The organism is Streptomyces sp. KL116D, from assembly GCF_030766975.1.
Classification (GTDB): Bacteria; Actinomycetota; Actinomycetes; order Streptomycetales; family Streptomycetaceae; genus Streptomyces; species Streptomyces longispororuber_A.
Window position 1 is genome coordinate 156332 of the sequence record NZ_JASERH010000057.1, and the last position, 23226, is coordinate 179557.

11 protein-coding genes are annotated in these 23226 nt (G+C 73.9%); 8 read left to right on the plus strand and 3 right to left on the minus strand.

All coding sequences use genetic code 11. The features are described 5' to 3' along the window. The first annotated feature begins 23 nt into the window (after window positions 1–23). Window positions 24–1382, plus strand: a complete 1359-nt coding sequence (locus RBJ77_RS22840) for an EsaB/YukD family protein (RefSeq protein WP_372346725.1) — start codon at window positions 24–26, stop codon at window positions 1380–1382. Continuing rightward, the gene (locus tag RBJ77_RS22845) at window positions 1379–4195 is read left to right on the plus strand and encodes a right-handed parallel beta-helix repeat-containing protein (protein WP_372346726.1); all 2817 of its coding nucleotides are present in this window, start codon (window positions 1379–1381) and stop codon (window positions 4193–4195) included. Before RBJ77_RS22840 ends, RBJ77_RS22845 begins: the two co-directional genes overlap by 4 nt. Window positions 4196–4245: 50 nt before the next feature. On the opposite strand, the gene RBJ77_RS22850 is transcribed toward RBJ77_RS22845, so the two are convergent. Continuing rightward, window positions 4246–4923: a hypothetical protein gene (locus RBJ77_RS22850; RefSeq protein ID WP_372346727.1), complete on the minus strand. Its 678-nt coding sequence runs from the start codon at window positions 4921–4923 to the stop codon at window positions 4246–4248. A 157-nt stretch (window positions 4924–5080) separates the two neighbouring features. Between RBJ77_RS22850 and RBJ77_RS22855 the strand changes: the two genes are divergently transcribed. From RBJ77_RS22855 to RBJ77_RS22870, 4 genes are all read left to right on the plus strand, one after another. Further along, entirely contained in the window at window positions 5081–5611 is a 531-nt protein-coding gene (locus RBJ77_RS22855; protein ID WP_372346728.1) for a WXG100 family type VII secretion target, read from the plus strand. Next, window positions 5604–6098, plus strand: coding sequence for a WXG100 family type VII secretion target (locus RBJ77_RS22860; RefSeq protein WP_372346729.1), 495 nt, complete (start codon window positions 5604–5606; stop codon window positions 6096–6098). The genes RBJ77_RS22855 and RBJ77_RS22860 overlap by 8 nt, the downstream gene beginning before the upstream one ends. After that, window positions 6098–10165 (plus strand): type VII secretion protein EccCa, encoded by a 4068-nt coding sequence (gene eccCa, locus RBJ77_RS22865; protein ID WP_372346730.1) that lies wholly within the window; start codon window positions 6098–6100, stop codon window positions 10163–10165. Before RBJ77_RS22860 ends, eccCa begins: the two co-directional genes overlap by 1 nt. An 81-nt stretch (window positions 10166–10246) precedes the next feature. Continuing rightward, complete coding sequence (locus RBJ77_RS22870; RefSeq protein WP_372346731.1) at window positions 10247–13630, plus strand: hypothetical protein; 3384 nt, start codon at window positions 10247–10249, stop codon at window positions 13628–13630. 19 nt (window positions 13631–13649) lie between these two features. Here the strand turns inward: RBJ77_RS22870 and RBJ77_RS22875 are convergent, their stop codons facing one another. Then, the gene (locus RBJ77_RS22875) at window positions 13650–19967 is read right to left on the minus strand and encodes a hypothetical protein (RefSeq protein WP_372346732.1); all 6318 of its coding nucleotides are present in this window, start codon (window positions 19965–19967) and stop codon (window positions 13650–13652) included. A 428-nt stretch (window positions 19968–20395) separates the two neighbouring features. Between RBJ77_RS22875 and RBJ77_RS22880 the strand changes: the two genes are divergently transcribed. Both RBJ77_RS22880 and RBJ77_RS22885 read left to right on the plus strand, forming a co-directional pair. Continuing rightward, window positions 20396–21406: a hypothetical protein gene (locus RBJ77_RS22880; RefSeq protein ID WP_372346733.1), complete on the plus strand. Its 1011-nt coding sequence runs from the start codon at window positions 20396–20398 to the stop codon at window positions 21404–21406. 119 nt (window positions 21407–21525) lie between these two features. Continuing rightward, window positions 21526–22464: an alpha/beta fold hydrolase gene (locus tag RBJ77_RS22885; protein ID WP_372346734.1), complete on the plus strand. Its 939-nt coding sequence runs from the start codon at window positions 21526–21528 to the stop codon at window positions 22462–22464. A 39-nt stretch (window positions 22465–22503) separates the two neighbouring features. Here RBJ77_RS22885 and RBJ77_RS22890 read toward each other — a convergent pair whose 3' ends face one another. After that, window positions 22504–23145, minus strand: coding sequence for a hypothetical protein (locus RBJ77_RS22890; protein ID WP_372346735.1), 642 nt, complete (start codon window positions 23143–23145; stop codon window positions 22504–22506). Window positions 23146–23226 lie beyond the last annotated feature (81 nt).

Sequence of the window (23226 nt, forward strand, 5' to 3'; positions counted from 1 at the left end):
GAGCCGAGCAGAAGGAATGGCCTGTGGAAGACGACCGCTGTCACGTCACGATCGTGGGGGCACGGCGCAGAGTCGACCTGTCGGTACCGGTGTACGCGACGATCGCCGAGTACACACCGATGTTGTTGCGCGCGTGCGGTCAGGAGACGACCGACGACACGTTCCCGCCCGTCTGGTCCCTCGCACTGCCGGGGGCCCGGCCCTTCCCGCCGGAGGCGACGCTCGCGGAGTCCGGGGTCGTGGACGGCGCGACCCTCTATCTTCAGGACGCCGCCGCCGGCGAGTTCGACGAGGCCGAGGTCAGTGACCTGGAGGAACAGGTCGACGAGGTCAACCGCTCCGGCCTGTCCTGGGACGCAGGGGCGCGGGCCCACGCCCTGCTGCTGGGCGCGGTGGCGGCGCTGGTCGCCGGATTCGCGCTGCTGGTCGCGCAGCGGCCGGCGCAGCCGGTGGGCGGCATCGGCGCGTTGCTGGCCGGCTCCGGTCCTGCCCTGCTGGCCGCGCACGCCACCCGGCGCGCGTGGAGCCTGCCGGTCGGCGTCCGCCTGGCCATGGCACTGTCGGCGGTGCCGCTCTACGCGACGGCCGCGCTGTCGGTGCCCCTCGCGCGGGAACACCTCTCCACGGCGCTCGTGGCGGCCGGCATGGGCCTCGTGCTCGGATCGGCCGTCGCCCGCCTCGCGGTGCCGCACCTGCTGACCCTGGCCGTCCTCACCGCGTCCGCTCTCTTCCTGCCCACGGCGGTCGGCCTCGGCCTGGCGGGCGCCGACCTGACCCTAAGCGCGGGCGTCGTCGCCGTGCTCCTGCTCGGTCTGCTCGCCGTGGCCCCCACCGCCACCGGACACCTCGTCGCCCTGGCGGGCGGAGCACCGGGCGCGGCCGACCGCGAACCGGCCGGACGCGGCCCGGACGTGACCGAACTGGCCTGGCAGGCACGGCGGTTGCTGACCGGCGTCGCCGTCCTGTGCGCCCTCGTGCTGACGCCGGCCCTGGTGTTGCTCGCCGCCGCGGACGACGCGTGGCCGGTGGCGCTGTGCGCCTGCGTGAGTCTGGCGCTGCTGCTGCGGGCCGGACTGCTCAACGCCCTCGGCGCCGTCCTGCCCCAGCTGGTCGCGGGGGTGACCGGGCTTGCCTCGTGCCTGGCGCTCGCCCCGGCGTCCTTCGGCGCCCCGTCCTGGGCCGGTCCCGCCGCGCTGGTCCTGGCCGCCCTGGCGGCCCTGGGCCTTGGCCTTGCCCGGGTGTTCGGCAGCCCCGACCGGGTCGGCGAGCGGCCGGTCTGGATGAGCTCGCTCGGACTGTTCCTGTCGGTCGTCAGCGTCCCGCTCGCCCTGGGGGTCTTCGGCGTCTTCGGTGACCTGCTGAGCCTCGGGGCGGGGCTGTGAACGGCGGCACCGGCCGCACCGCGCAGCCGGTCATGAAGCACGGCGTCGTACGGGTCGCCGAGCGGGGATGGGGGACGCACCGCACGATCGCGGCAGCCGTGCGCGCCGCCGCCGACGGGGCCGTGGTCTCCCTCCAACCCGGCGTCTACCGCGAGTCGTTGGTGCTCGACCGTACGGTGACGCTGACGGCCGCGAAGGGTCCTGGCACGGTGCGGATCGCGCCCGCCCGCGGCGCCGCGGTGACCGTCAGCGGCGGGGCGCCGGTGCTGCGCCACCTCGACCTAGCGGGCGGTGGCGGCGGACCCGCGCTGCTGATCCGCGGGGGTGACGCGCGGGTCGAGGCGTGCACCGTGACGGCCGGTTCGGTCGAGGTGGGGCACGACGCCCGGGCCGCCCTGCGCGACTGTGTCGTACGGGACGTGCCCGGCGACGGCGTCCGGGTCACCGGCACCGCCGTGGCCGCCGTCACCGGCTGCACGCTGGGGCCGGTCGGCCGGCACGGCGTGCACGTCGACGACGGGGCCCGGGCGGACCTGCGCGGCACCCGGGTCGACCGGCCGGCGGCCTGTGCGCTGGTGCTGACGGGGACGGCCGCGGTCACAGCCGAGGACTGCTTCCTGGGCGAGTGCGCCGAGGACGCGGTCCGGGTCGGCGGCCCGGTCCGGCTGCTGCTGTCCGGCTGCCGTCTGCACGGCGCGGGCGGCCACGGGCTGCGCGCCGACGGCTGCGCCCCGGCGGCCGGGCGTGACGGACGTGACGGGCGTGACAGGGCGGACGGGGCGGCCGACGAGGCCGGTGCGGCAGGTGCCGCCGGTGCCGCCGGTGCCGCTGCCGACCGGGTGGACGACCGCATCCGCCTCGAACGGTGCGAGATCCTGCGCACCGGCCGCGAAGGCGTCTACCTGGCCGGGGAGTCAGAGGCACGCCTGACCGACTGTCATCTCACGCAGACGGGTGGAGCGGCGCTGCACGTCATGGACGACGCCGCCCTCGTCCTCGACCGGGTCAGGGCCGTCGACCTGCCGGGCACGGCACTGGCCGTCGGGGGCGACGCCCAAGTCCGTGCGACCGGCTGCGTGTTCACCCGGACCGGCGCCAACGCCCTGTACGGGAGCGGGAGTTCGCTCACCGAGCTCACCGACTGCGAACTGTCCGCCACCGCCTACAGCGCGGTGCACCTGCAGGGCGGTGGCCGGGCGGAGCTGCGGTCCTGTGCCGTGCTGGACAGCGAGCAGCACGGTGTCCGGGTGGAGCACGGCGGCCATCTGACGGCGCTGGACAGCCGGGTCGAGCGGGCCGCTCTGTCCGGGGTGGACGTCGAGGACGGTGACGCGGTGCTGCGCCGCTGCGCGGTCTCCGCGTGCGCGACCGGCGTCCGGCTGCGGACCCGGCACCGCCCGTTGCTCGACGCGTGCGAGATCCGTGCGGTGCGGACCACGGGGGTGGAGGTCGGCGCGGGCACCGGCGCGACGCTGACGGACTGCGTCGTCGAGGACTGCGGGACCTCGGGGGTCTTCTTCGAGCGGGACAGCGAGGGCTGGGTCGATGCCACGGCCGTCGGCGACGTCCGGGGCAGCGGGCTTGTGGTGTGGAGCGGGGCGCGGCCCCGGGTGTTCGCCACGCGGGTCAGCGGCACGGCCAAGAACGGTGTCTACGCCCATGACGGGGCGGCCGGGGTGTTCGAGCGGTGCACGATCGCCGACACCCGGTATCCCGCCCTCTACGTGGGGGCGAAGGCCACGCCCGTGTTCCGGGGCCTGCGGGTGCACGACACGCAGGAGGACCTGTCCGCGCACGCCGACGGCGAGCCGGTCTTCGAGGACTGCCGCACCGAGAACGTGTCCGTCTCGACGCTGCCGGCCGGCGCAGGTCCCGCCCCCGAGCGGGAGCCCGCGGTCCACGGCGGCCGGGCGGCGCCGCCGGGCGGGAGTCAGCCCGAGGCGGACGAGGAGGGCGCGGCGGGCGCGGCGGACGAAAAGGGTCCGGGCGCGGCGGAGACGCTGGCCGGGCTGCTGGCCGAACTCGACCGGCTGGTGGGCCTGGACCGGGTCAAGCAGGAGGTCGCCTCGCTGGCCAAGGTGATGCGGATGGTCAAGCAGCGCCAGGAGGCGGGGTTGCAGCCGCCGCCGCTCAGCCGGCACCTCGTGTTCGCCGGGAATCCGGGCACGGGCAAGACGACCGTGGCCCGCCTCTACGGCCGCATCCTGGCCGCTCTCGGCATGCTGTCCCACGGCCGTCTCGTCGAGGCCGACCGCGCGGCGCTCGTGGGCGAGTACGTCGGCCACACCGCGCCGCGGACGACGGCCGTCTTCCGGCGGGCCCTGGGCGGCGTCCTGTTCATCGACGAGGCCTACGCGCTGGTGCCGCACGGCCAGGTGTCCGACTTCGGCCAGGAGGCGGTGGCGACGCTGGTCAAGCTGATGGAGGACCACCGGGACGACGTCGTCGTCATCGTCGCGGGCTATCCGGACGACATGGACCGGTTCCTCGGCTCCAACCCGGGCCTGGCGTCCCGGTTCACGCGGACCCTGAGCTTCGACGACTACGCGTCCGACGACCTGGTGCGCATCGTCGAGCACCAGGCGCAGCTGCACGAGTACCGGCTGCGCGAGGACACCGTCGCCGGGCTGACCTCGCTCTTCGACGCGATGGAGCGCACCGAGCGGTTCGGCAACGGCCGCACGGCCCGGCAGGTGTTCCAGCGGATGACGGAACTGCACGCGCAGCGGGTGGCGGACCTGGCCTCCCCCGGGGCCGAGGACCTCACTCTCGTACTGCCCCAGGACCTGCCGGAGGAGGCGTTGCGCTCATGAGGCGGCGCACGGCCCGCGCGGCCGGGGCCGGGCCGCACGGGCCGTACGCGTCACTCGGTGGCCGGGTGGGCCGGCGGGTCGGGGAAGGTGGCCTTGCGGTCGACCTGGGCGTACATCTGGCCGGCCCGGTTGACGACGGCGAGGTACTGGCCGGTCAGCGTCAGGGAGTTGGCCATCTGCCAGAGCGCCTTCTCCATCGCGGGCTTGATGGTCTCGCCGAACTTCCGGCCCATCTCGGCGACCGCCTCGGTGCCCTCCGGGTCGGTCTGCCCGTCCGGCATGGGGGCGGCCCCGCTGCTGTTGGCGGACGCGTTCGCGTTCATCGAGGCGAGGGGCTGTTTGGGCTGCGGCGGGCCGAAGAAGTCGTCCGTGCGCAGGGCCATGGTGGCGATGCGCAGGAGCTGGTAGTCGAAGGCCGAGGCGCGGAGCAGTCCGAGGACGGTCTCCTCGGCCGCGCGCACGCTGCCCGCGTCCACGAACAGGGGCCCGGTGTCCACCACTTCGGAGGAGGGCGCGCCCTCGGGCGTGTCGGACTTGGGCGGCAGGTTGAAGGACGGCGGCGCGTCCCAGGCGACCGTGACGGACGGCATGAGATAGCTCAGGTCCTTGCCGGCGTCGGGATCCGGTGTGCTGTCACCTCCCCCGCCGTCGCCCGTGCTGTCGCCGGTGAGCGGATGGGGGTCGTACTTGGAACCCTTGAGGTCGGCCACGGTCTCGCTCCTGTCCATGCGGGCGGTGTCCGGGCCGGACTTCACACCTGTCGCGCCGTGACACCCTTCATGTCATGTTCGCATGTGTCTCGTCCGTACACTCACACATGTGTCGTATCTCGCCGGTTCCCGGCGGTAGTCCTTTCAGCACCGGCACGGAACGGGGTGGGCAGGCATGGCTGACGGTTCGCACAAGATGAGCCGGGGAGAGTTCGAGGTGGCGCTGGGTGCGCTCGGTGACGCCACAAGGAAGGTCAGGGCGGTCTCCCGGGACATCCAGGGTGACCTGGAGCAGATCCGCAGCCAGTTCGCCAGGCTGCCCGGCGTGTGGCGCAGCCCGTCGGAGTCCAGCAGCGAACCGGTCATGAAGTGGTTCGACCGCGCCTCGGCCGACCTGCACGCGCTCCTGGAGGAGATGACCCGGCGCATGCAGGTCTCCTACGACACCTACGTGGACGCCGAGAAGGCGAACTTCCACAACAGCGGTGGCGGCAGCGGCTCCTCGCACGGTACGCACCCACCGCAGCAGCACGCGCAGGGCGGTCACCCGGCGCCGCACGAGGGGACGCTCCGCAACGGCGAGACGGATCCGCGGCCCGAGGCTTCACTGCGGACCGGCGAGACGGACCCGCGGCCCGAGACGGCCCCGCGGCCCGAGGCGGCGCTCCGGGACCGCATGACCGGGCAGGGGGCTTCGGATGCCTGAGAGCCCGGACTACGACACGTCGGTCCTGTCGATCGATCCCCGGCTGGTCGAGGAGATCAGCAAGGCGCTGCTGGCGCTCGCGGACCAGATGGTCGATCACATCGAGGCCGTCGCCGACGCCGCGTTCCACCTGGAGCTGAGCTGGGCGGGCGACACCGCGCAGGAGGCGAAGAGGTTCATGGACCGCTGGAACGGCGTGATGCGTGAGCTCTTCGGCAGCAAGAAGCACCCGGAGGACGGCGTCCTCAACGTCATGGCGGGCACGGTGCACGTGGTGGCCGCCGCGTTCAGCCAGACCGAGGCCAGCCTGGAGAAGGTGTTCAGGGACTTCGCCGACAACCTCCCGGGCGGCACCAAGGACCTCCAGCACCAGGCCGCCCAGGCGCTCTCGGGCGACGCCCCGTCGACCCCCACCTCGGCGCCGCCGGACGTGCCGGAGGGCCTCGACCCCCAAGATTCCGCCGTCGTGGAGGACTTCTTCAACTGATGAGCAACATCGCCTTCCACCGTCCGGCGCGGACCTTCCCGCCCTCGGTGCCCGAACAGCAGATCGCCCTGCCCGCGCCGCCCCAGAAGCCGCAGGAGGCGCAGGCGTCCAGCTGGCTCTACATGCTGCTGCCACTGCTCAGCAGCGTGAGCATGGCCGCGTACATGGTCACCTTCGGCCGTCCCTGGATGATCGTCCTCGGCGTCGGCTTCGTGATCACGTCGGTCGCCGTGACCGCCCTGGTGCGGTCGCAGTCCAGGAGGTCGACACGGATCGCCCGGCTGCGCCAACGCGACCGCTACGTCGAGTACTTGTCCGACATCCGCGCCCAGGCCCGTACCTCCGCCGCGGCCCAGCGGGCGGTGAGCGCCTTCCTGCATCCCTCGCCGCGCCGGCTGTGGGCGCTGGCCACCGGGCGGCGCCGGGTGTGGGAGCGCCGGCCGGCCGACGAGGACTTCCTCCGGCTCCGGCTCGGCCAGGGCCAGGGCGTGCCGGCGATGCGGCTGGCGTCCGGCAAGCGGGGCGATCCGACCGCGGAGTTCGAGGCACAGTCGCAGCGCGCCGCGGACCGGCTGCTGCACGACCACGACCGAGTGGGACACGAACCCGCGTGGGTCGACCTCGCGGCGACCGGGGTGCTCAGCGTGCACGGGCCCGCGGAACGCACCGGACCGCTCGTCGGCGCCCTCCTGCTGCAACTCGGCGTGCTGCACGCGCCGGACGACGTGGAGATCGTCGCGCTGACCGCCAAGGACGCCCCGTGGTCCTGGGTGAAGTGGCTGCCGCACGCGCGGCACGCGGACGCCCGGGGCGCCGGCCCGGTGGTCGCCGCGCACATCGAGGGCATCGAGGACGTGCTGGCCGCCCGGCTCGACCGGGCCAGGGCCGAGCGGGCCGAGAACACGGCCGGCATCCTGCGCCGTGACGTGCCGGCGGAGCGGCATCTGGTCGTCGTCCTGGACGGCTTCCGGCCCGACGCGCCCTGGGCGAACCTGCCGCTCGTCACCGACCTGCTCACGGAGGCGGGCCCGGCCACGGGCCTGCACGTCGTGTGCACGGTGACCAAGGAGAGCGAGGAGCCCGGACGGGTCGACGTCCGGGCCCGGATCGGCGCGGACGGCTCACTCGCCCTGGAGAGCCGCGTACCGGCGCTGACCAGTGCCGTGACGGACGCGACGGCGGACGCCTGCCCGCCCGCCCTGGGCGAGCAGACGGCGCGGGCCCTGGCGCCGCTGCGGCTGGCCGGGGAGCGCGAACAGGTGCTGTCCCGCACGGTCTCCCTGCCCGGCATGCTCGGGTTGCAGCGCCTGGAGGAGGTTGACCCGCCCGCGCTGTGGCGGGCGCCGGACGACGAAGCGCTGCTGCGCCTCCCGATCGGCGTCACGGGTGAGGGCGAGCAGCTCACGCTCGACCTCAAGGAGTCCGCGCTGGGCGGCGTGGGCCCCCACGGCCTGGTGGTCGGCGCGACGGGCTCGGGCAAGAGCGAACTCCTGCGCACCCTGGTGACGGGGCTGACGCTGACCCACTCCCCCGAGCAACTGAGTTTCGTCCTGGTCGACTTCAAGGGCGGCGCCACCTTCGCCGGGGTCACCGAGCTGCCCCATGTGGCCGGTCTCATCACCAACCTCTCGGACGATCTGGCCCTGGTGGACCGCGTCCGTGCCGCGCTCCAGGGCGAACAGACGCGCCGCCAGCAGATGCTGCGCGACGCCGGCAACGTGGACTCGGTCCGCGAGTACCAGATCCTCCAGGCCCAGGGCGCCACGGACACCGAAGGACGCCCGCTGGAGCCCATGCCCTACCTCATGATCATGGTGGACGAGTTCGGTGAACTCCTGGCCCAGCGGCCGGACTTCATCGAGCTGTTCGTCCAGATCGGCCGGGTGGGGCGCAGCCTCGGCATGCATCTGCTGCTCGCCACCCAGCGCCTGGACGAGGGACGGCTCCGCGGCCTGGAGTCGCACCTGTCGTACCGGATCTGCCTGCGCACGTTCAGTGCCGCGGAGAGCCGTGCGGTGATCGGCACGACCGACGCCTACCGGCTGCCGTCGATCCCCGGCTCCGCCTATCTCAAGGTCGACGAGTCCGTGTACGAACGGTTCCGCGTCGCCCATGTGTCGGGCACCCACCACGACGTGTCCGAGGCGCCCTCGGCACCGCCGGTGGAGGTGTCCCCGCGCCCCTTCGCCTTCCGTACGGCCCAGGACGCCCGGTCCGGGCAGGACGAGGCCGTCGAGGCGCCCGTCCCCGTGGCGCCGCCGGAGGCGGGCCGGCGCTCGGAGATGCAGGTCGCCGTGGAGCGGATGATGTCCTACGGCAACCCGGTGCACCAGGTGTGGCTGCCACCGCTGCCACCGGCCCTGGAACTGGACTCGGTCCTCGGTCCCGTCGCCGTCGACGACGAGCGCGGCCTGCGCTCCGAGGTGTGGCCGGAGGGCGGCGGGCTGAGCATCCCGGTCGGCGTCGTCGACCTGCCCGCCCAGCAGGAGCAGCGGGTCCTGCACCTGGACCTGGCCGGCGCCCACGGGCACGTCGCCGTGGTGGGGGCGCCGCAGTCCGGCAAGAGCACCCTGCTGCGCACCGCCGTGCTGAGCGCGATGCTGGTGCACACCCCGGAGGAACTCCAGTTCGTCTGCGTCGACTTCGGCGGCGGCAGCCTGGCCGGTGTCGAGGGCGCCCCGCACGTCTCCGGGGTCGCGTCCCGGCACGACGAGGCGCAGGTGCGACGGGCCCTGTCGGTGGTGCGCGGGCACGTGGAGGAACGCGAGCGGCTGTTCCGGGAGCTCAAGGCCGACACGGCGGACGACTTCCGCCGGATGCGGGCCGAGGGCGCGCTGCCCGACGGGGTCAACGGCGCGGACATCGTCCTGGTCGTCGACAACTGGGGCGCGCTGCGCGCTGCCGTGGAGGAGGCCGACGAGACGCTCGTGGAGATCGCCACCCGCGGTCTCGGCGTGGGCATCCACCTGATCCTCAGCGCCAACCGCTGGAACGAGATCCGCGCGAACCTGCGCGACAACATCACCGGCCGCCTCGAACTGCGGCTGAACGAACCCGGCGAGTCGGAGATCTCCCGGCCGGCCGCCCGCGCTCTCAAGGCCGTCCTGCCGGGCCGCGGGATCATCGCCCCCGGGATGACCTTCCACGCGGCGCTGCCCCGCACCGACGGTGTCGCGTCGACCGAGGGCCTCGCCAAGGCCCAGCAGAAGCTCGTCGACGATCTGTGGACGGGCTGGCAGGGCCGGGAGGCGGAACCGCTGCGGGTCCTCGGCGAACTCGTCACGCCGGCCGACCTGGAGCACGCCGTGGCGCAGACCCACCCGGACGGCACCGGACTCGCCACCGCCGACGTACTCGTGGGACTGCGCGAGTCCGATCTGGAGCCCGCCGTGCTGAACCTGGAGACGGACGGGCCGCACTTCCTCGTGCTCGGCGACTCCGGTTCCGGAAAGACGGAGTTCCTGCGCACGTGGATGCGCGGGACGGTACGGCGCCGCTCCTCGTGGGACGTCCGCTTCATCGTGCTCGACTACCGCAGGGGGCTCCTCGAAGCGGTGCCCGAGGAGTATCTCGGGGCGCAGGCCGGGGAGTCGCAGGCCGCGGCGTTCTATCTGGAGCAGCTCGCCGAGAAGCTGCGGGAACGGATGCCGCCCGCGGGCATCAGCGCCCGTGAACTGCGGGAGCGCGCCTGGTGGTCGGGGCCCGAGCTGTATCTCGTCGTCGACGACTACGACCTGGTGGCCGGGGCGGGCCTCGGCAGCCGCAACCCGCTCGCGCCCCTGGCCGACTGTCTCGCCCAGGCGGCGGACATCGGCTTCCACCTGGTGCTCGCCCGGCGGACCGGCGGAGCGACGCGCTCGGCGATGTCCGATCCGTTCGTCGGACGGCTGCGGGAGCTGGGGACCGGCGGGCTGATCCTGTCCGGCGATCCCCGTGAGGGCGTGCTGCTCGGGGACCAGCGGGCCGTCCGGCGGCCGCCGGGCCGCGGCACGCTCGTCTCCCGCAGGAGCGGCGCCGTCGTCGTGCAGACCGTCCACGACCCGGCGGACCCCGAGCCGGCCCCCTGACCGCGCCCCGCCCCCTCCTCGTCGCCGTCGCGGCCGGGCCGACGTGCCCGGCCGCGCACCGATCCTGAAAGGTCCTCCACCATGGTCCAGTTCGACGTGGCTCCCGTCGTGAGGTTGGGCAACGACTGGATCGCCATCGGCGACGCCCTGTACGAGCGGGCCCGGGCCATGGACGGCGCCATCAACGCCGTGGGGTGGACGGGCGCGGCGGGGACGGCGGCCCGGTCGGCCTGGCACGACGGGGACCGGGGGGTGTTCTCGTCCCTCAGTACGTCGGCGGACGCGGCGTGGAAGATCGGCGAGTCGCTGCACGTGTACGCCGAGGAGCTGCAGAAGACGATCCACGAGATCAACAAACAGCGGCTGGTCGCGGCGCTGGCCAACATCTTCGGCCTTGCCCTGGGCGGGTTGCTGCTCGAACTCGGGCCCCTGATCGGGGCGTTGCTCACCGCGGTCCGCAACATTCTGGCGAACATGGTGCCCTGGTTCGCCAGACTCGCGGCCGCCCTGGCGAAGACGGGGGCGGTGGGGACGTTCGTGTCGAACGCCGTGGTCGGCGCGGCCGTGAACCTCGGGCTCGACGTCGTCACGCAGCTGATGGCCGACGCGGCCGCGGGTGAGAAGTTCCACGGCGTGGACTGGCAGGACGAGGCGATCAGCATCGTGCTCGGCGCGCAGGAGTCGGCCGTCGGCGACCACTGGACACCCCATCCGAAACGGTCGGTCTCAGCCGCCGAATCGTCGCCCGTGCCGAAGCTGACGCCGACCGGCTCGGCCGCGCCCACGAACACCCCGAAACAGTCCGTGGTCCTGCCCGTCACCGAGACGAAGGTGCCGCTGCCGGACTTCCTCTCCAAGGCACTGGCGCTCCCGCCGTACGGGCCGACCCGGTCATCCACCGGAGCCAAGATCCAGGGCGGCCCCACGCAGCTCGATCCGGCGCACGCGCCGACCGCGGCGTCGGCCACGCCCACCGAGACGGGGCCCTCGGCCTCTGCACCCGCGACACCCGGCGCCGCCCCACGGCCACCCGTGTCCGCCCGTCCGACCGAGGCACCACCGACCGCCCCTCCGTCAACGGCCACCCCCGCACAGCCCGCACAGCCCGCACACCCCGCACCGACGCACACCTCGGCCACCACCGGCCCGACACCGACGACGCCCGGGGCCGCCGCCCCCGGGGCCACCACCCCCGACGGTCAGCCGAACAAGTCCTTCCCCGGCAAGGGCAACACCCTCGACGCCCCACCCGGCGCCCGCACCAACCCGTCCGACAACCAGCCCACCACCGTCAACATCCCACCCGTGGGCAGCAAGGTCCCCACACCCGACACTCCCTTCCCCGGCACCGGCACCGGCACCGGCACCGGCACCGGCAACACCCTGGACGCCGCCCCGGGGGTCCGCACCAACCCCTCGGACCAGCAGGCCACCACGGTCAACATCCCGCCCACCGGGAGCAAGACCACCGAGCCCGGCAACCCCTTCCCCGGCAAGGGCAACACCCTCGACACCCCGCCCGGCGCCCGCACCAACCCCTCGGACCAGCAACCCACCACCGTCAACATCCCACCGACGGGCGGCAAGCCCGCCACCCCCGCACCCCCGAACCCCCCACGCCGCACCGGCCCCGGCTACGACCACCCCGCCGACCTCTCCACCCTCACCAACAAACCCGACACCCTCTTCCCCGGCACCGGCAACACCCTCGACGCCCCACCGGGAGCCCGCACCAACCCCTCCGACCAACAACCCACCACCGTCAACATCCCGCCCACCACGAGCAAAGCCGCCACACCCGACTCATTCCCCGGTACCGGCAACACCCTCGGCGCCCCGCCCCGCCCTCGCATCAGCCCCTCCGACAACCAGCCCGTCACCGTCAACGTCCCGCCCATCGGCGCGGGTCCATCGCCGGGCAGGGGGGTGCCTCTTCGTACGGATGTGGGCTATCGGCGCCCGGCGACCTTGGACGACATCGGGGCGCACGCGTCCGGTGACGGTGGGGGCGGCTCCAGGCCGGGCGGCTCCGGCTCCGGCTCCGGCTCCGGATACGGGACGACGGTGAACCAGGGGTCCGGCACGGTCACGCAGGTGATCCACGAGGAACCGCGGCCCTCGCCGCACGAGAGCCCGCGGAGCGGAGCGGCCGCCCCGGCCGCCGTCACCGCGTCCCGCGGCGAGGGCGACACCAACTCCGGCTCCGCGCCCGGCCGTTCCTCAGGGGCGACGACCGTGCCCGAGCCCGGTGGCGGGAACGGGCGCGGGGCCGGTGGAGAGATCGGGCCCGAGCCCGGCGGAGGAACTGGCCACCGGCCCGACGCAGACCTGACCCCGTCGGCAGCCGCCGCGCCCCCGAAGGGCGACGCGGCACCGTCCACCACCAGGCCCGCCACCACCCCACAGCCGGACCGGCTCGACATCGACGCGGCGCGGGCCACCATCGGTGACGCGGCACTGCCCCCGGACACCCTCGCCCGGGCTACGACGCAGGCCGCGGCGATCCTGAGCGTGCGGTGGCACCAGGTACAGCCGAACGCGGACCCGGCGGGCGCGGCGCCACTCGTCCCCCGTCCGCAGAGCGGTCCCATCGGCACCGGCTACACCCGCGCCCTGGACCTGGTGACCGCTCAGGTCGTCCGGCACGGTCCGCTCACCGGGCAGGCCACCGCGGCGTCGGCTCTTCCGGGTGTCGCCGGGAAGGGCGAGGGGCCCCTGCTCCTGTTCGCCGAGCCGGGCCCCGCGGGCGACGCACTGCACCTGGGGGCGCATCAGGTACCGCTCGCCGACCTGCCGAACTGGCTTCCCGCGCACACCGGGTGGAGGCCGGGCGACCTCGTGGTCCTGCCGACGCCCGGCGCCGCCGCGCCCGGCCCCCACGGAGGCCCGTCGCTCGCGCAGCGCATCGCCGATCACACCGGTGCGCCGGTCCTCGCACCGGACGGCGCCCTGCACGTGAACGGTGACGGCAGGCTCGTGACGGACGGTCCCCAGGGCTGGGTCGAGAGCCTGCCGCACCAGGCCCCGATCGTCCGGTCACCCGAGCTGGGCCAGAGCCTGTTCGCCCATGCCGCCCCGCCGACGGAGGTTCACGGGAGTTCGCAGGTCGCCGCCCCCACCGGGGCGGAGAGCGGGACGGCGCACGTCGCCGCGGACGGCGGGGCGTCCGCGCCTCACCAGGTCGTGCTGGCGGACCTGCTCCCCGAAGGCGCCCTGGACATCGACCTCACCCCGGAGCTGGCCGGGGCTCTGGCGGAGACGGCCGTGCAGGCGGTCAGAACCCAACTCGGTATTCCCACAGGGCCCCTCGGGCACGAGATCCGCTTCACCGCCCCCACGGACGGGGCTCAGCTGACCAAGGTGCTGGAGGTGACGCAGCACGTGGCCGGGACGCTCGGTCAGAGCGTTCCGGTCGTGCGGGACACGGACGGCCGCCTGCTGGTGAAGATCTGCCCGCCCGGCTAGGGGCCGGCCACCCACCCGGTCAGGGGCAGACCTCGATGACGGGCCCCGTCTCGCCGCCCAACACCAGCTTGATCCGGTGGGACAGGTCGTCCGCCAGTGCCTGGGCCACCTGCCCCCACACGACGTGGCCGCCGGGGGGTGTGGTGATGAGGAGGTCGGCGTTGGCCAGCCCCACCCCGGGGGTGTCGCGGATGTGTTCCCGGATGCTGACGGCGGCCTGGCGGACGGCATCCCGTACGTCGGTGGAGAGCCGCGACCCGTCCGTCAGGTCGAGGTCAACGATCCGCGACATGTCCTCCGGGTCGAGGCCGGTCAGCTTCTCCATCGCGAACCACTGGGGATGACGCACCACGTCCACGCTCAGGCGCGTTCCCGGCGCGGGGACCGGCGGCCGCCACGGATGCTGCCCGCGCGCTCCGTGGGACGGCGCAGTGTGCGGCGGCGACACCCGGGTGTCCCGGACAGCACCAGATTCCCCGGTGTCTGGGCCGGGCTCCCACGAGTCGAGGACCCGCTGGACGCGCTCGAACTCGGCGCTGCCCGGCTCCAGTTGGTCCAGCCGACCGTGCAGCACCTGCCGCAGGGCGTTCCCCGTGTCCGGGCTCTGCACGTCCACGCGCATGACGAGCGGCGACGTCCCGGCCATGCCCGACGGAGCGTTGGAGCTCGACGTACCCGACGTACCCGACGTACCCGATGGTCCGGCGGAGCCCGACGTGACCGCCGCGCGCAGGTGGTCGAGCGCCGCCGGTCCGCTCATCTCGGCCGAACCCGCCCCCCACCGGTACCCGGCCCAGTCGGCGAGCGCGCCGATGGCGACGGCGTCGGGGGCCGACCGCTGCGGGAACACAGCGGTCTGGTCCCGCAGGAGACCCGGTCCGTGTTCCGCGAAGAGGCCGCCGATCCGGCCGCGGGCGTCCAGTGCGCCCTGTTCGATCGCGTGCCCCACGCTGTCGCGGAACTCGCCGTCGGGCATCCCGGTGGAGAGCCCGGGACGATGGCTGTAGAGGAAGTCCGCGAGCCGTTCGAAACCGTCGGCCCAGCGATGTTCCACCGCCTCGGCGTGGGCCACCGCGTCGAACCCCGGCCGCAGCAGCGTGGTGTCGTTGTCGATCGTCACGATCCGCCGGCTCCGGTCGTCGTAGAGAACGTTGCCCCAGTTGACGAAGTGTCCGGTCAGGCCGATGCCGAGCCGGTCCGTGGTGCCGACGAGGACGTCGGTCACCAGCATCAGCGAGCCCAACTGGCGCAGCGCTTCCGGGTTGTCGAGCAGTTCGCGGCGCTGATGGACGCCGAGCATGTCGATGGGGACGCCCTCGGCGAACTCGGACACGGTGACGTGCCGGTACCGGTCCGCGAGGCCGTCGGCGTGCTCGCCCCAGTCCGGTACGTGCTGCGCGATCGTCGTCACGAGTCTGCGCGCGGCGTCCGAGCCCCGGGAGTACACCTGGGACTCGGGGACGTGCACCCCGGTCACCGTACGGATGAAGCCGTCCGCGTACCGGCTGGGCGCGGCGTCCTCGTGGAACTTCACGACGGCGCGGCCGGCCGGTCCGGCGTCCACGACGTACACGCCGCCGTTCTGCCCCGCGCGCCACGTGACCTCGACCTGGGCGGGCCAGTCGCGGACGTCCCTGGACGGGAGCGGGGTGGCGTGCGCCTCCGGTTGCGTGGCCGTGGTGGCGGCGGGCGCGTCCGAGGGCGTCTTCTTCCGGGTGAAGAGGTCGCGGATGCCGCCGCCCGCCGCGCCTCCCGTCGCATGGGTCTGGAACGTCTCCCGGAGCTGTTCGGACAGGAGCCGGGCCGGGCGCTGGTGGTCCGGCAGGCCGGCGCCCGGGTCGGTGTGCAGACGTTCGGCGATCAGCGTCGCCATGTCGTCGTGCAGGGCGAGGTAGTGCGCCTCGGGAGATCCGGGGGTGACGTCGGCGCGGATGATCGGTGGTTCGCGGTGGCGGTTGGCCATGATCCGGCCGGCCTCCCGGAAGAGGTCGTGCCGCCGGGCCTCGTCGAGGCCGTCCAGGGTCGCCGTGGCCCGCGCGACACCGTCCAGCAGGGCGTGCCCGGCCCAGGGGTGCCCGACGGTGGCGGGATCGAGGAGCCGCGCCGCGCTGACGCCCTGGCCCGCCTCATGGTCCAGACTTCCGCCCAGATCCAGCAACTCCCGCGCCGCGGTGGGGAGTTCCACTGCGCGTACGGGGCCCGACGGGCTGTCCTGCCGGGACAGGGTCACCGAGGTCACCTTGTCGCGTACGCCGGGGATCTCGGCCAGCACCTTGAGGATCGCCGTCCACACGGTGTCCGGGTCCGAGGTGCGGGCGACCACGGAGTCGTAGTGGGCCAGGTTCAGGTTTCCCGGCTGGTCGTGCAGGTCGTACAGGAGGGACGCGGCGACGGACCGGGCCACGTCCGCCGACTCCCCGGGCGTCAGCGCCGGGCGGGAAGCAGCTCCGGGTGCCCCTCCGGAAGGCCCCTTCCCCTTCTCCTTCTCCCCCTCCAGCCACGACTTCCCGGAGTTGATCGCGAAGACGTCCCAGGGGACGTCCGGGTGCACGTCCCGCGCCATGTGCTGGGCGTGCCGGAGCGGCGCGAACACGGCGGGGCTCGGGCCGGTGCGGTTCAGCACCCGCCTGCGGATGTCGCTGTCGCCCGCGCCCAGGACGGTGCCCAGCGACCGCACGTCGTCCGCCACGTCGATGTGGTCGCCGCCGCTCATGTAGAGGGCGCTGGCGTGCACGTTCTGGTACGGGCTCCGTGTGTAGTTGGTCAGGATCACGTCGCTGTAGCCGGCGAGGGCCGGGTGGCGGGCGGCCCCGATCAGCGCGGCGTTCGTCGACCGTCCCATGTACCGGCCGATCGCGAACCCGCCGGCCTTCTTGAGCGTGCTGCCGATGGCCGTCACGAGACCCTGGTGCACCTGGTTGTCGCCGTCGGAGTACACGCCGCCGAAGCGGTACAGCGCCTCGACGCGCAGGATGTCGCTCGCGGCGGCGTATCCGCCGCCGGTGTGCCGGGCGGCTTCGGTCGCGTAGAGGGCGGGCAGGCGCATGGGGGACGCCGAGGAGAACACCTCGTCGACGTTGACCAGCCGGATGTCGTCGCGCCGGGCCCACTCCAGCATGTCCCGCACGTCGAACAGGCGCCCCTGGCCGGGGCCGGCGGGGAGGTTGCGGGCCGCGTCGGCCTCGGCGCGCGTCACGTCCGTCCACAGGACGAACGTGACGTCGGGGTTGAGGTTCTTCCCCTCCGCCATGTGGGCGCGGAATTCGCCCATCGCGCCTTCGTCGCGCAGCGGGCCGCCGAGCCAGATCGAGTGGAGCAGCTTCGGTATCGCCAGCCTCTTGAAGCCCGGCCGTGAGTCCGCCGGGACCCAGGTGGCGAGGGAGTGGACCACGCTGTCGGCGTTGCGCGGCAGCCGCGCCAGTTCGCTCGCCGTCGGCGTGCCGTTCCGCGCCAGGTCCACGGCGGCGAAGAAGGGCTCGCGGTGCGCGCTGTCGAGCTGCGAGAAGTCGAAGTCCCGGAGGAATTCGGGTGGTTGTGGGGTGGTGCGTACGCCGAAGAGGTCGGGGCCCAGGCGTCCGGCGGCGGTCGCCGCGTCGCGGTGCGGGCCCGCGGGGCGCGCGAGGTCGAGGCCGGCCCGGAGCGTTTCGGTCAGGCCGGGGACGGTGAGGCCGCCTGCCTCCTGCCGCTGGGCCGGGGCGTGGTGTTCGTGCAGGAAGAGGAGGTCGTCGCGGCGCAGGTCCGGCATGACGTCCTGGGCCGCGCGGACGGCGTCGTCGAAGCGCCGCCCCACCCCGCCCTCGGTGAACGCCCGGGAGACGTCCTCCAGTCGCGAGACGATCAGGGTGTCCCGTCCGTCGCGGGCCGCGTGGTCGGCGGCGTCGGCCGGTGCGTGCTCGGGCCTCTTGCCGCGGCTGCCGCCCGCGTCGACGTCGGCGCGGGCCGCGGCGACGGCGGTGGCCACCCGCGTGGCCCGCATGTGGTGTTCGCCGCCCGCCGCCTGTGCCGCGGCGGGGCGGTGGCCGTCGATCGGGGCGATCAGGCGGGCGGCGTCGTCGTGGAGCCGACGTGCGTGGTCGAGGGTCCAGTTGTGGGTGCGGGCCCATCCGGCGAGATGCGGGTCCGCGGCGGCTCCGGCCGTTGCCGGTCCGGCGTGCCCGGCGGGCTGCCCCTCGGACCGGCTCGGGGCCGTTGGCGTGGACGGAGGCGTGGACGGTGGCGTGGACGGCTCCCCCGCCGTCTGCGGCGGTGCCGCGTGCCGCGCCGGCGAGCCCGCCGCCGGTCCGGACACCGGCGGTACGTCGTCGTGGTGGTGGCCGGACGGCCCCGCTCCCGGGTCCGTCAACGGCCTGACGAGCGTGGGCAGTTCGTCGGCGAAGAAGGAGCGCACCTCCGGGTTGAGCCGGGCGCGGGCGGCGTCACTCGCCCCGTAGTACGCCGCGTAGGTCTCGGCGAACCACTCCTTGGGGCTGGAGAACTGGTAGTTGGACAGGGCGTGGTTCTCGCGCTCGGCGTGCAGGTAGCTGACCCAGTCGCCGTAGTGGTCGACGTGGTAGGCGCGCGGGCCGACGCGGAGCACGTCCCCGCCGCCGTCGTTGAACGTCCAGGGCTGGGCGACGGCCATCCGTGCGAAGCGGCCGATCTCGTCGAGCCCGCGCTTCAACTCCTCCGGCAGGCCGGGGAATTCGTCCCGCAGATGGGTCAACCGGCCCGGATCACTGCGGGCCGCCTCCGGGTCGAGCGCGTCCACCACGACTTCCAGCAGGGTCCGTCGGCCGTCCGTGCTCTGCGTGCCGTAGTGCGTGTCGCCGATCCCGGCCTTGCCGAGGACGGCCAGGGCCACGGGAACGGTGTTCCTCCCGTGGTGCCGCCAGCCGCCGAAGCGGGGCTCGTCGCTGCGCTCGGCCTGCCAGTTGACCTGTTCGTCGACGGAATGGCCGATCTCGTGCGTGAGCGACCACTTCATGAAATTGTTCTGTGCGAGCGTGTCCGAGACGCCGCCCATCACGTGCCGCGCGTCGGTGAGCCGGCCGAGCGAGAGGTCGTCCAGGAGGCCGTCGCCCTGGTAGTCCGCACGCGCCGCCTGGTCCATCACCCAACGCTGCCAGCCGCTCTTCCTGTTGAGCTCGGTGACGATCCAGGACGGCAGGTGGAGCGGCAGCGCGATGTGCACGGACCGGGTGGTGTCGTCGTACTCGCTGGCCGCGCCGCTGTGTTCGGGGCCGGGGAACTCGATCGCCAGCAGGTGCGGGTTGTCCCGGACGTGCTCGGGCGGCAGTTTGGCCAGCACCTGGTCGATCCGGGCGAGCGTCGAGTGGCTGAAGTGCTGTGGCGCCGCGTCCCCGGGCGTCGGGCCGATGCGTATCCCGTACTTGGCACTGAGCTCCGTCTCACGTTGCGGGGCGCCCTCGTTGCGCAGCCACCCGGCCACGCCCCGGCCGTCGGTGCCCCGCCGGAGGATCGTGCGCATCGCGCCGCGACCGGAGCCGTCCGGTGCCGTGGGCCGAGGCGCGGCGGGCGCGGTGCCTACAGTGCCCGAGGCGGAGGCGGCACCCGTGCCGGGGGTACTGGTGGACCCGGCACCGGCGCGGGGGGCGCCGCCGATGCCCGTCGGACCGGGCGCCGCGATGTCGAGGACGGACCGGGCTGCCGTGACGAGCCGGTCCGCCTTGTCCTTCGTCGCCGAGTACAGCGTCCAGGCCACGGCGTCCCGCACGGTCTCCAGGACCGCCGGGTCGGCGCGGCCGGAGCCGCCGGGCAGCGGCGGCAGCTCGACGTTGCGCTGCCACAGCAGGGTGTGAGCCTCGGCCAGGAACTTCCCGGCCAGATCGGCCCGCATCTTGCCGAAGAGGCGGGCCGCCTGGTCGAGATGGCCCGGCAGAGATTCCGCGGACAGGCCCCCGGAGAGAACCGTGGGGCGCTCCGCGGGTCCCGCGACGGGCGCGGGGTCGGAGACCGGGCCGCCACTGTCGGGAAGATGGACGGCCAGGCGGTCGCCGCCGTCGGGGAGTTGGACGGCCAGGCGGTCGGCATCGTCGGGAAGACGGACTACCGGGTCGCCATCGCCTGGCGGCCGGACGGCCAGGCGGTCGCCGCCGTCGGGGAGTTGGACGACCGGGCGGTCGGCGTCGTGGCGGAGGGCTTCCAGCCCGCCCGCTCCGACGGCCGTCCCGTCGAGGGCGCTCGCCAGCACCTGCGGATAGACCTCGCGCAGCATCCGGGCCGCCCGCTCCACCACGGCCCGCACGTCCGACGCGTGGGCCTCGCTGCCCATGAGGCGCTTCAGGTCCTCGGCCAGGGGGAAGCACTCCGGCCCGGCACCGTTTCCGGCGACGCTCATGTCCGACCTCCGCTCTCCTGTCTCCTGCCGTGTCCGAACGGGAAGGGATGGGATGTGATGGGAAGAGAAGGGATGGACAGCGGTCTCGACACAGGTGTCCACCGATCCTACGTGTTCACACATACCTGCGACCGCCCTCCTCTGGGTGTGGACGGCCTGACGCCATGTGGCGTAATGTGAGACACGTGTTCGTTGATGCCTCCATCAGGCAGCCAGTTCACCCCCTTGAGAGGTTTCCTGCTGCGCGAGTGTGTCATCGCCACATAGCCACGGCGGTGGCCGTCCGACCGGGCGCCCGCCCGGCTCCCCAAGTCGCCCGCCGGGGTGCGAGTTCCCCCGTACCACCCCGGCGGGTCCACCGCCGTACGCATCTACGCAAGCCGTCGCACGGCCGCGCTGTCGGCGAGACCCCCCACCGGAAAAGGCCGATGCACGAGGACCGACAAGGGAACCTTCCGGCGCCGGCCGGGCGGCCCGTGGCCAGCGGCCGGGACGATCCGCTGGGTGCGCCGCCACCGGACGGGCCCGGCTCCGACCTGGCCCGGGTCTTCGCGGAACACGAACTCCGCGGACACGCGGCCCCCGGGGAAGCCTGGTCGTCGTTCACCGCCCGGTGGAACTGGGCCGCGACGCTCCCGCACGCCGTGCCGACGACCCGCGCGGGAAGCGCTCCGGCCGTCCGGCCGGTGCCGGGCGGATTCTCGCTCTCCGGCAGCTGGCAGGCACCGCGGACGGCAGGCAGCGGGCCGTGGCTGGTCCTCCCGGCGTCCTCGCCGCGACAGCCGCCCGACGCCGGGATCGGAACGGGCGACCGCCTCCTCGACCTCTACGTCGTCCCGTCCGCGGCCCTGCCCGCACCGGCCGGCGCCGCACTCCGCGACCGCGCCGCCACCCCGCTCGCGCAGGACGCGCCCGTCCGGCTGGACGGCTTCTACGTACCGGCCGGACGCGCCACGTACTCCGGCGGCCGAGCACTCCACCGCGACCACACCCCCTTCGTCTGGACGGCGGTCGCGGGCATCGCCCTGGGCGCGGCCCGGCGACTGACGCGCGAGCTGTCGGCGCTGGCCACGCACCCGGCGTACTCGTCCCGCACGACGGCCCCGGCCCCGGCTCCGCAGCCGAACACCATGGCCGCCGGCCTGGCGACGCTGCTGCACCACGAGCGGCTCGGGTTCACCGCGGACCTGTACAACGGCCCCGGCATCGGGCGGCTGATCCCGCTCGCCGCCCGCGGTCCCCTGCCGGACCGGATCGCACGGGCCGCCGCGCTGGCGGACCACGTCGTGACGACGGCGTACGAGCACACGGCCCTGCTCCCGCGCGACGGGGAGCTCCGTCACCTGGAGGCGCTCCTCCAGGACTGTGCCGCACCGCTCCAACATCTGCGGTCCACGGTCGACCTCCTGTCACCGGGCGGACAGCACACGGGCCCGTGACAGGCAGGCGCACCGGCAGGCGTGGCGCGGATCACAGCGGCAGAACCGAACTTCGGCGTGCTCGCAGCATCGTGTCGATGTCATCACCGTCCTCCGCCTCTGCTGCGAACGGAGCCACCATGAGCACCACCGCGAACACCCCCCGCCCGTCCGGGAGTTCGGACGCCCCGACGGGACCGCTCTCCCCCGGCACGCACGCCCTCACCGTGGGCGGCATCACCCAGCGCTACCACGTCCACGGCACCGGCCCGGTGTGCCTGGTCCACCCCGGCGGGCCCGGCATCCTCTGGGACTACCTGCGCATGCCGCTGCTCGAACAGCACCTGACCATGGTCTACGTGGAACCGATCGGGACCGGCGCCGAGAGCCGGCTGCCCTCGCACCCGCACGGCTACACCCGCGAGCGGTACAGCCGTTTCCTGGAGCACCTGATCAACCGGCTGGGCGTGCCCAAGGTGTACCTGTTGGGCCACTCGCACGGCGCTTTCGTCGCCGCCCACCACGCCGTCCACCGGGCCGGGCGTCTCGCCGGTGTCGTGCTGTACGCGGGCGCGCCCGTCACCGGCCCCGAGCACGGCGCGGAGGCCGGCCGCATGGTGGAGAAGTTCGCCGCCGACCACGCCGGTCACCCCGGCCTGCCCGACGTACTCGCCGCCTTCCACGCCATGTCCCGCATCTCCAGCGACGAGGAGACCACCGCGGTGGCGCGCGGCGTCCTGCCCGCGTACATCGCCGACTACTGGGACGACGAGGAACTCTGGGCGCCCTTCCGTGACGCCGTGCGCGCGGTGTTCGTCTCCGGTCTGGACGAGCACCTCCGCCCCGACGTCGTCGACGACCGCGTGGCGCTCAAGGGGCTGGAGGTCCCGGCGCTGGTGGTCGGCGGACGGCACGACGTGATCTGCGGGGTGCGCTGGAGCAAGGAACTGCACGAACTCATCCCGGACTCACGGCTGTTGGTCCTGGAGCGCAGCGGGCACTTCGGGCACCTCGAGGAACCGGAGCTGTTCGACCGGGCCGTGTCCCGCTTCGTCTCCGAGACGGGGGCCGGAGCCTAGCCGTGGGCGCGGTGGGCGCGCAGGTGGCGGCCGGGAACGTCAGAGGTACATGGCCCGGTGGCTGCGGTAGGCGAAGGTGTCGCCCGCGCTGAGGATCGTCACGATCGCCTCGCAGTACGCGCGGTACGCCGTCTCCTGCTCGGCCCGCAGCGTGACGGTCGTGGCGCCGGCCCCGCCCCGGGGCGGGAGCAGGAGGCCCAGGAGCAGCGGTGGTGGTGGAAGGGACAGCACCGCCATGATCCGCCGGAAGGAGTCGGTGGTCTCCTCGTGGTCCGGCGGTGCGGCGGCGGCCCCGGCGTCCGTGCCGCCCGCCGCCGCGTCCCGTGCCGTGCCCTCGCGCCGGCCGAACAGGCCGAGGCAGGCGTTGAGTTGCGCCAGCTCGGCACCGGTGACCTCGATCGGGTACAGGCTGGTCAGCAGGTCGCCGCGCGGCCCGTGCAGCAGGTGTCCTGTCCCTGCGCCGGGGGCCGCTCCGGTGGCCGTGTCCCCGGTCTGCCACCGGGACCACAGCGGCAGTCTGAGCAGGATCTGCACCCAGCTGTCGTAGGCGGCGGCGACGGTCCGCTCGTCGTCGGTCTCCGGCCCCGTGCCGTGCAGGAGGTAGAGCCGGCGGAGGATCGGTTCCTCCAGGCTCTGGAACTTCGCGAAGAACACGGGGTCGTCGGGGACCAGAACGTACACGGGGCTCCTCCGAAGGGTCACGGTTCACCTGTCCGCACGGAGACACGTGTGCCGCGCTTCTGCCGACGTGTCGCTCTCCCC

Bases quoted from the DNA above. Each gene is read 5' to 3' on its own strand.
- RBJ77_RS22850 (WP_372346727.1), bottom strand. From the start codon at position 4,923: ATGGACAGGAGCGAGACCGTGGCCGACCTCAAGGGTTCCAAGTACGAC.
- RBJ77_RS22855 (WP_372346728.1), top strand. From the start codon at position 5,081: ATGGCTGACGGTTCGCACAAGATGAGCCGGGGAGAGTTCGAGGTGGCG.
- RBJ77_RS22860 (WP_372346729.1), top strand. From the start codon at position 5,604: ATGCCTGAGAGCCCGGACTACGACACGTCGGTCCTGTCGATCGATCCC.
- eccCa (WP_372346730.1), top strand. From the start codon at position 6,098: ATGAGCAACATCGCCTTCCACCGTCCGGCGCGGACCTTCCCGCCCTCG.
- RBJ77_RS22870 (WP_372346731.1), top strand. From the start codon at position 10,247: ATGGTCCAGTTCGACGTGGCTCCCGTCGTGAGGTTGGGCAACGACTGG.
- RBJ77_RS22875 (WP_372346732.1), bottom strand. From the start codon at position 19,967: ATGAGCGTCGCCGGAAACGGTGCCGGGCCGGAGTGCTTCCCCCTGGCC.
- RBJ77_RS22880 (WP_372346733.1), top strand. From the start codon at position 20,396: ATGCACGAGGACCGACAAGGGAACCTTCCGGCGCCGGCCGGGCGGCCC.
- RBJ77_RS22885 (WP_372346734.1), top strand. From the start codon at position 21,526: ATGAGCACCACCGCGAACACCCCCCGCCCGTCCGGGAGTTCGGACGCC.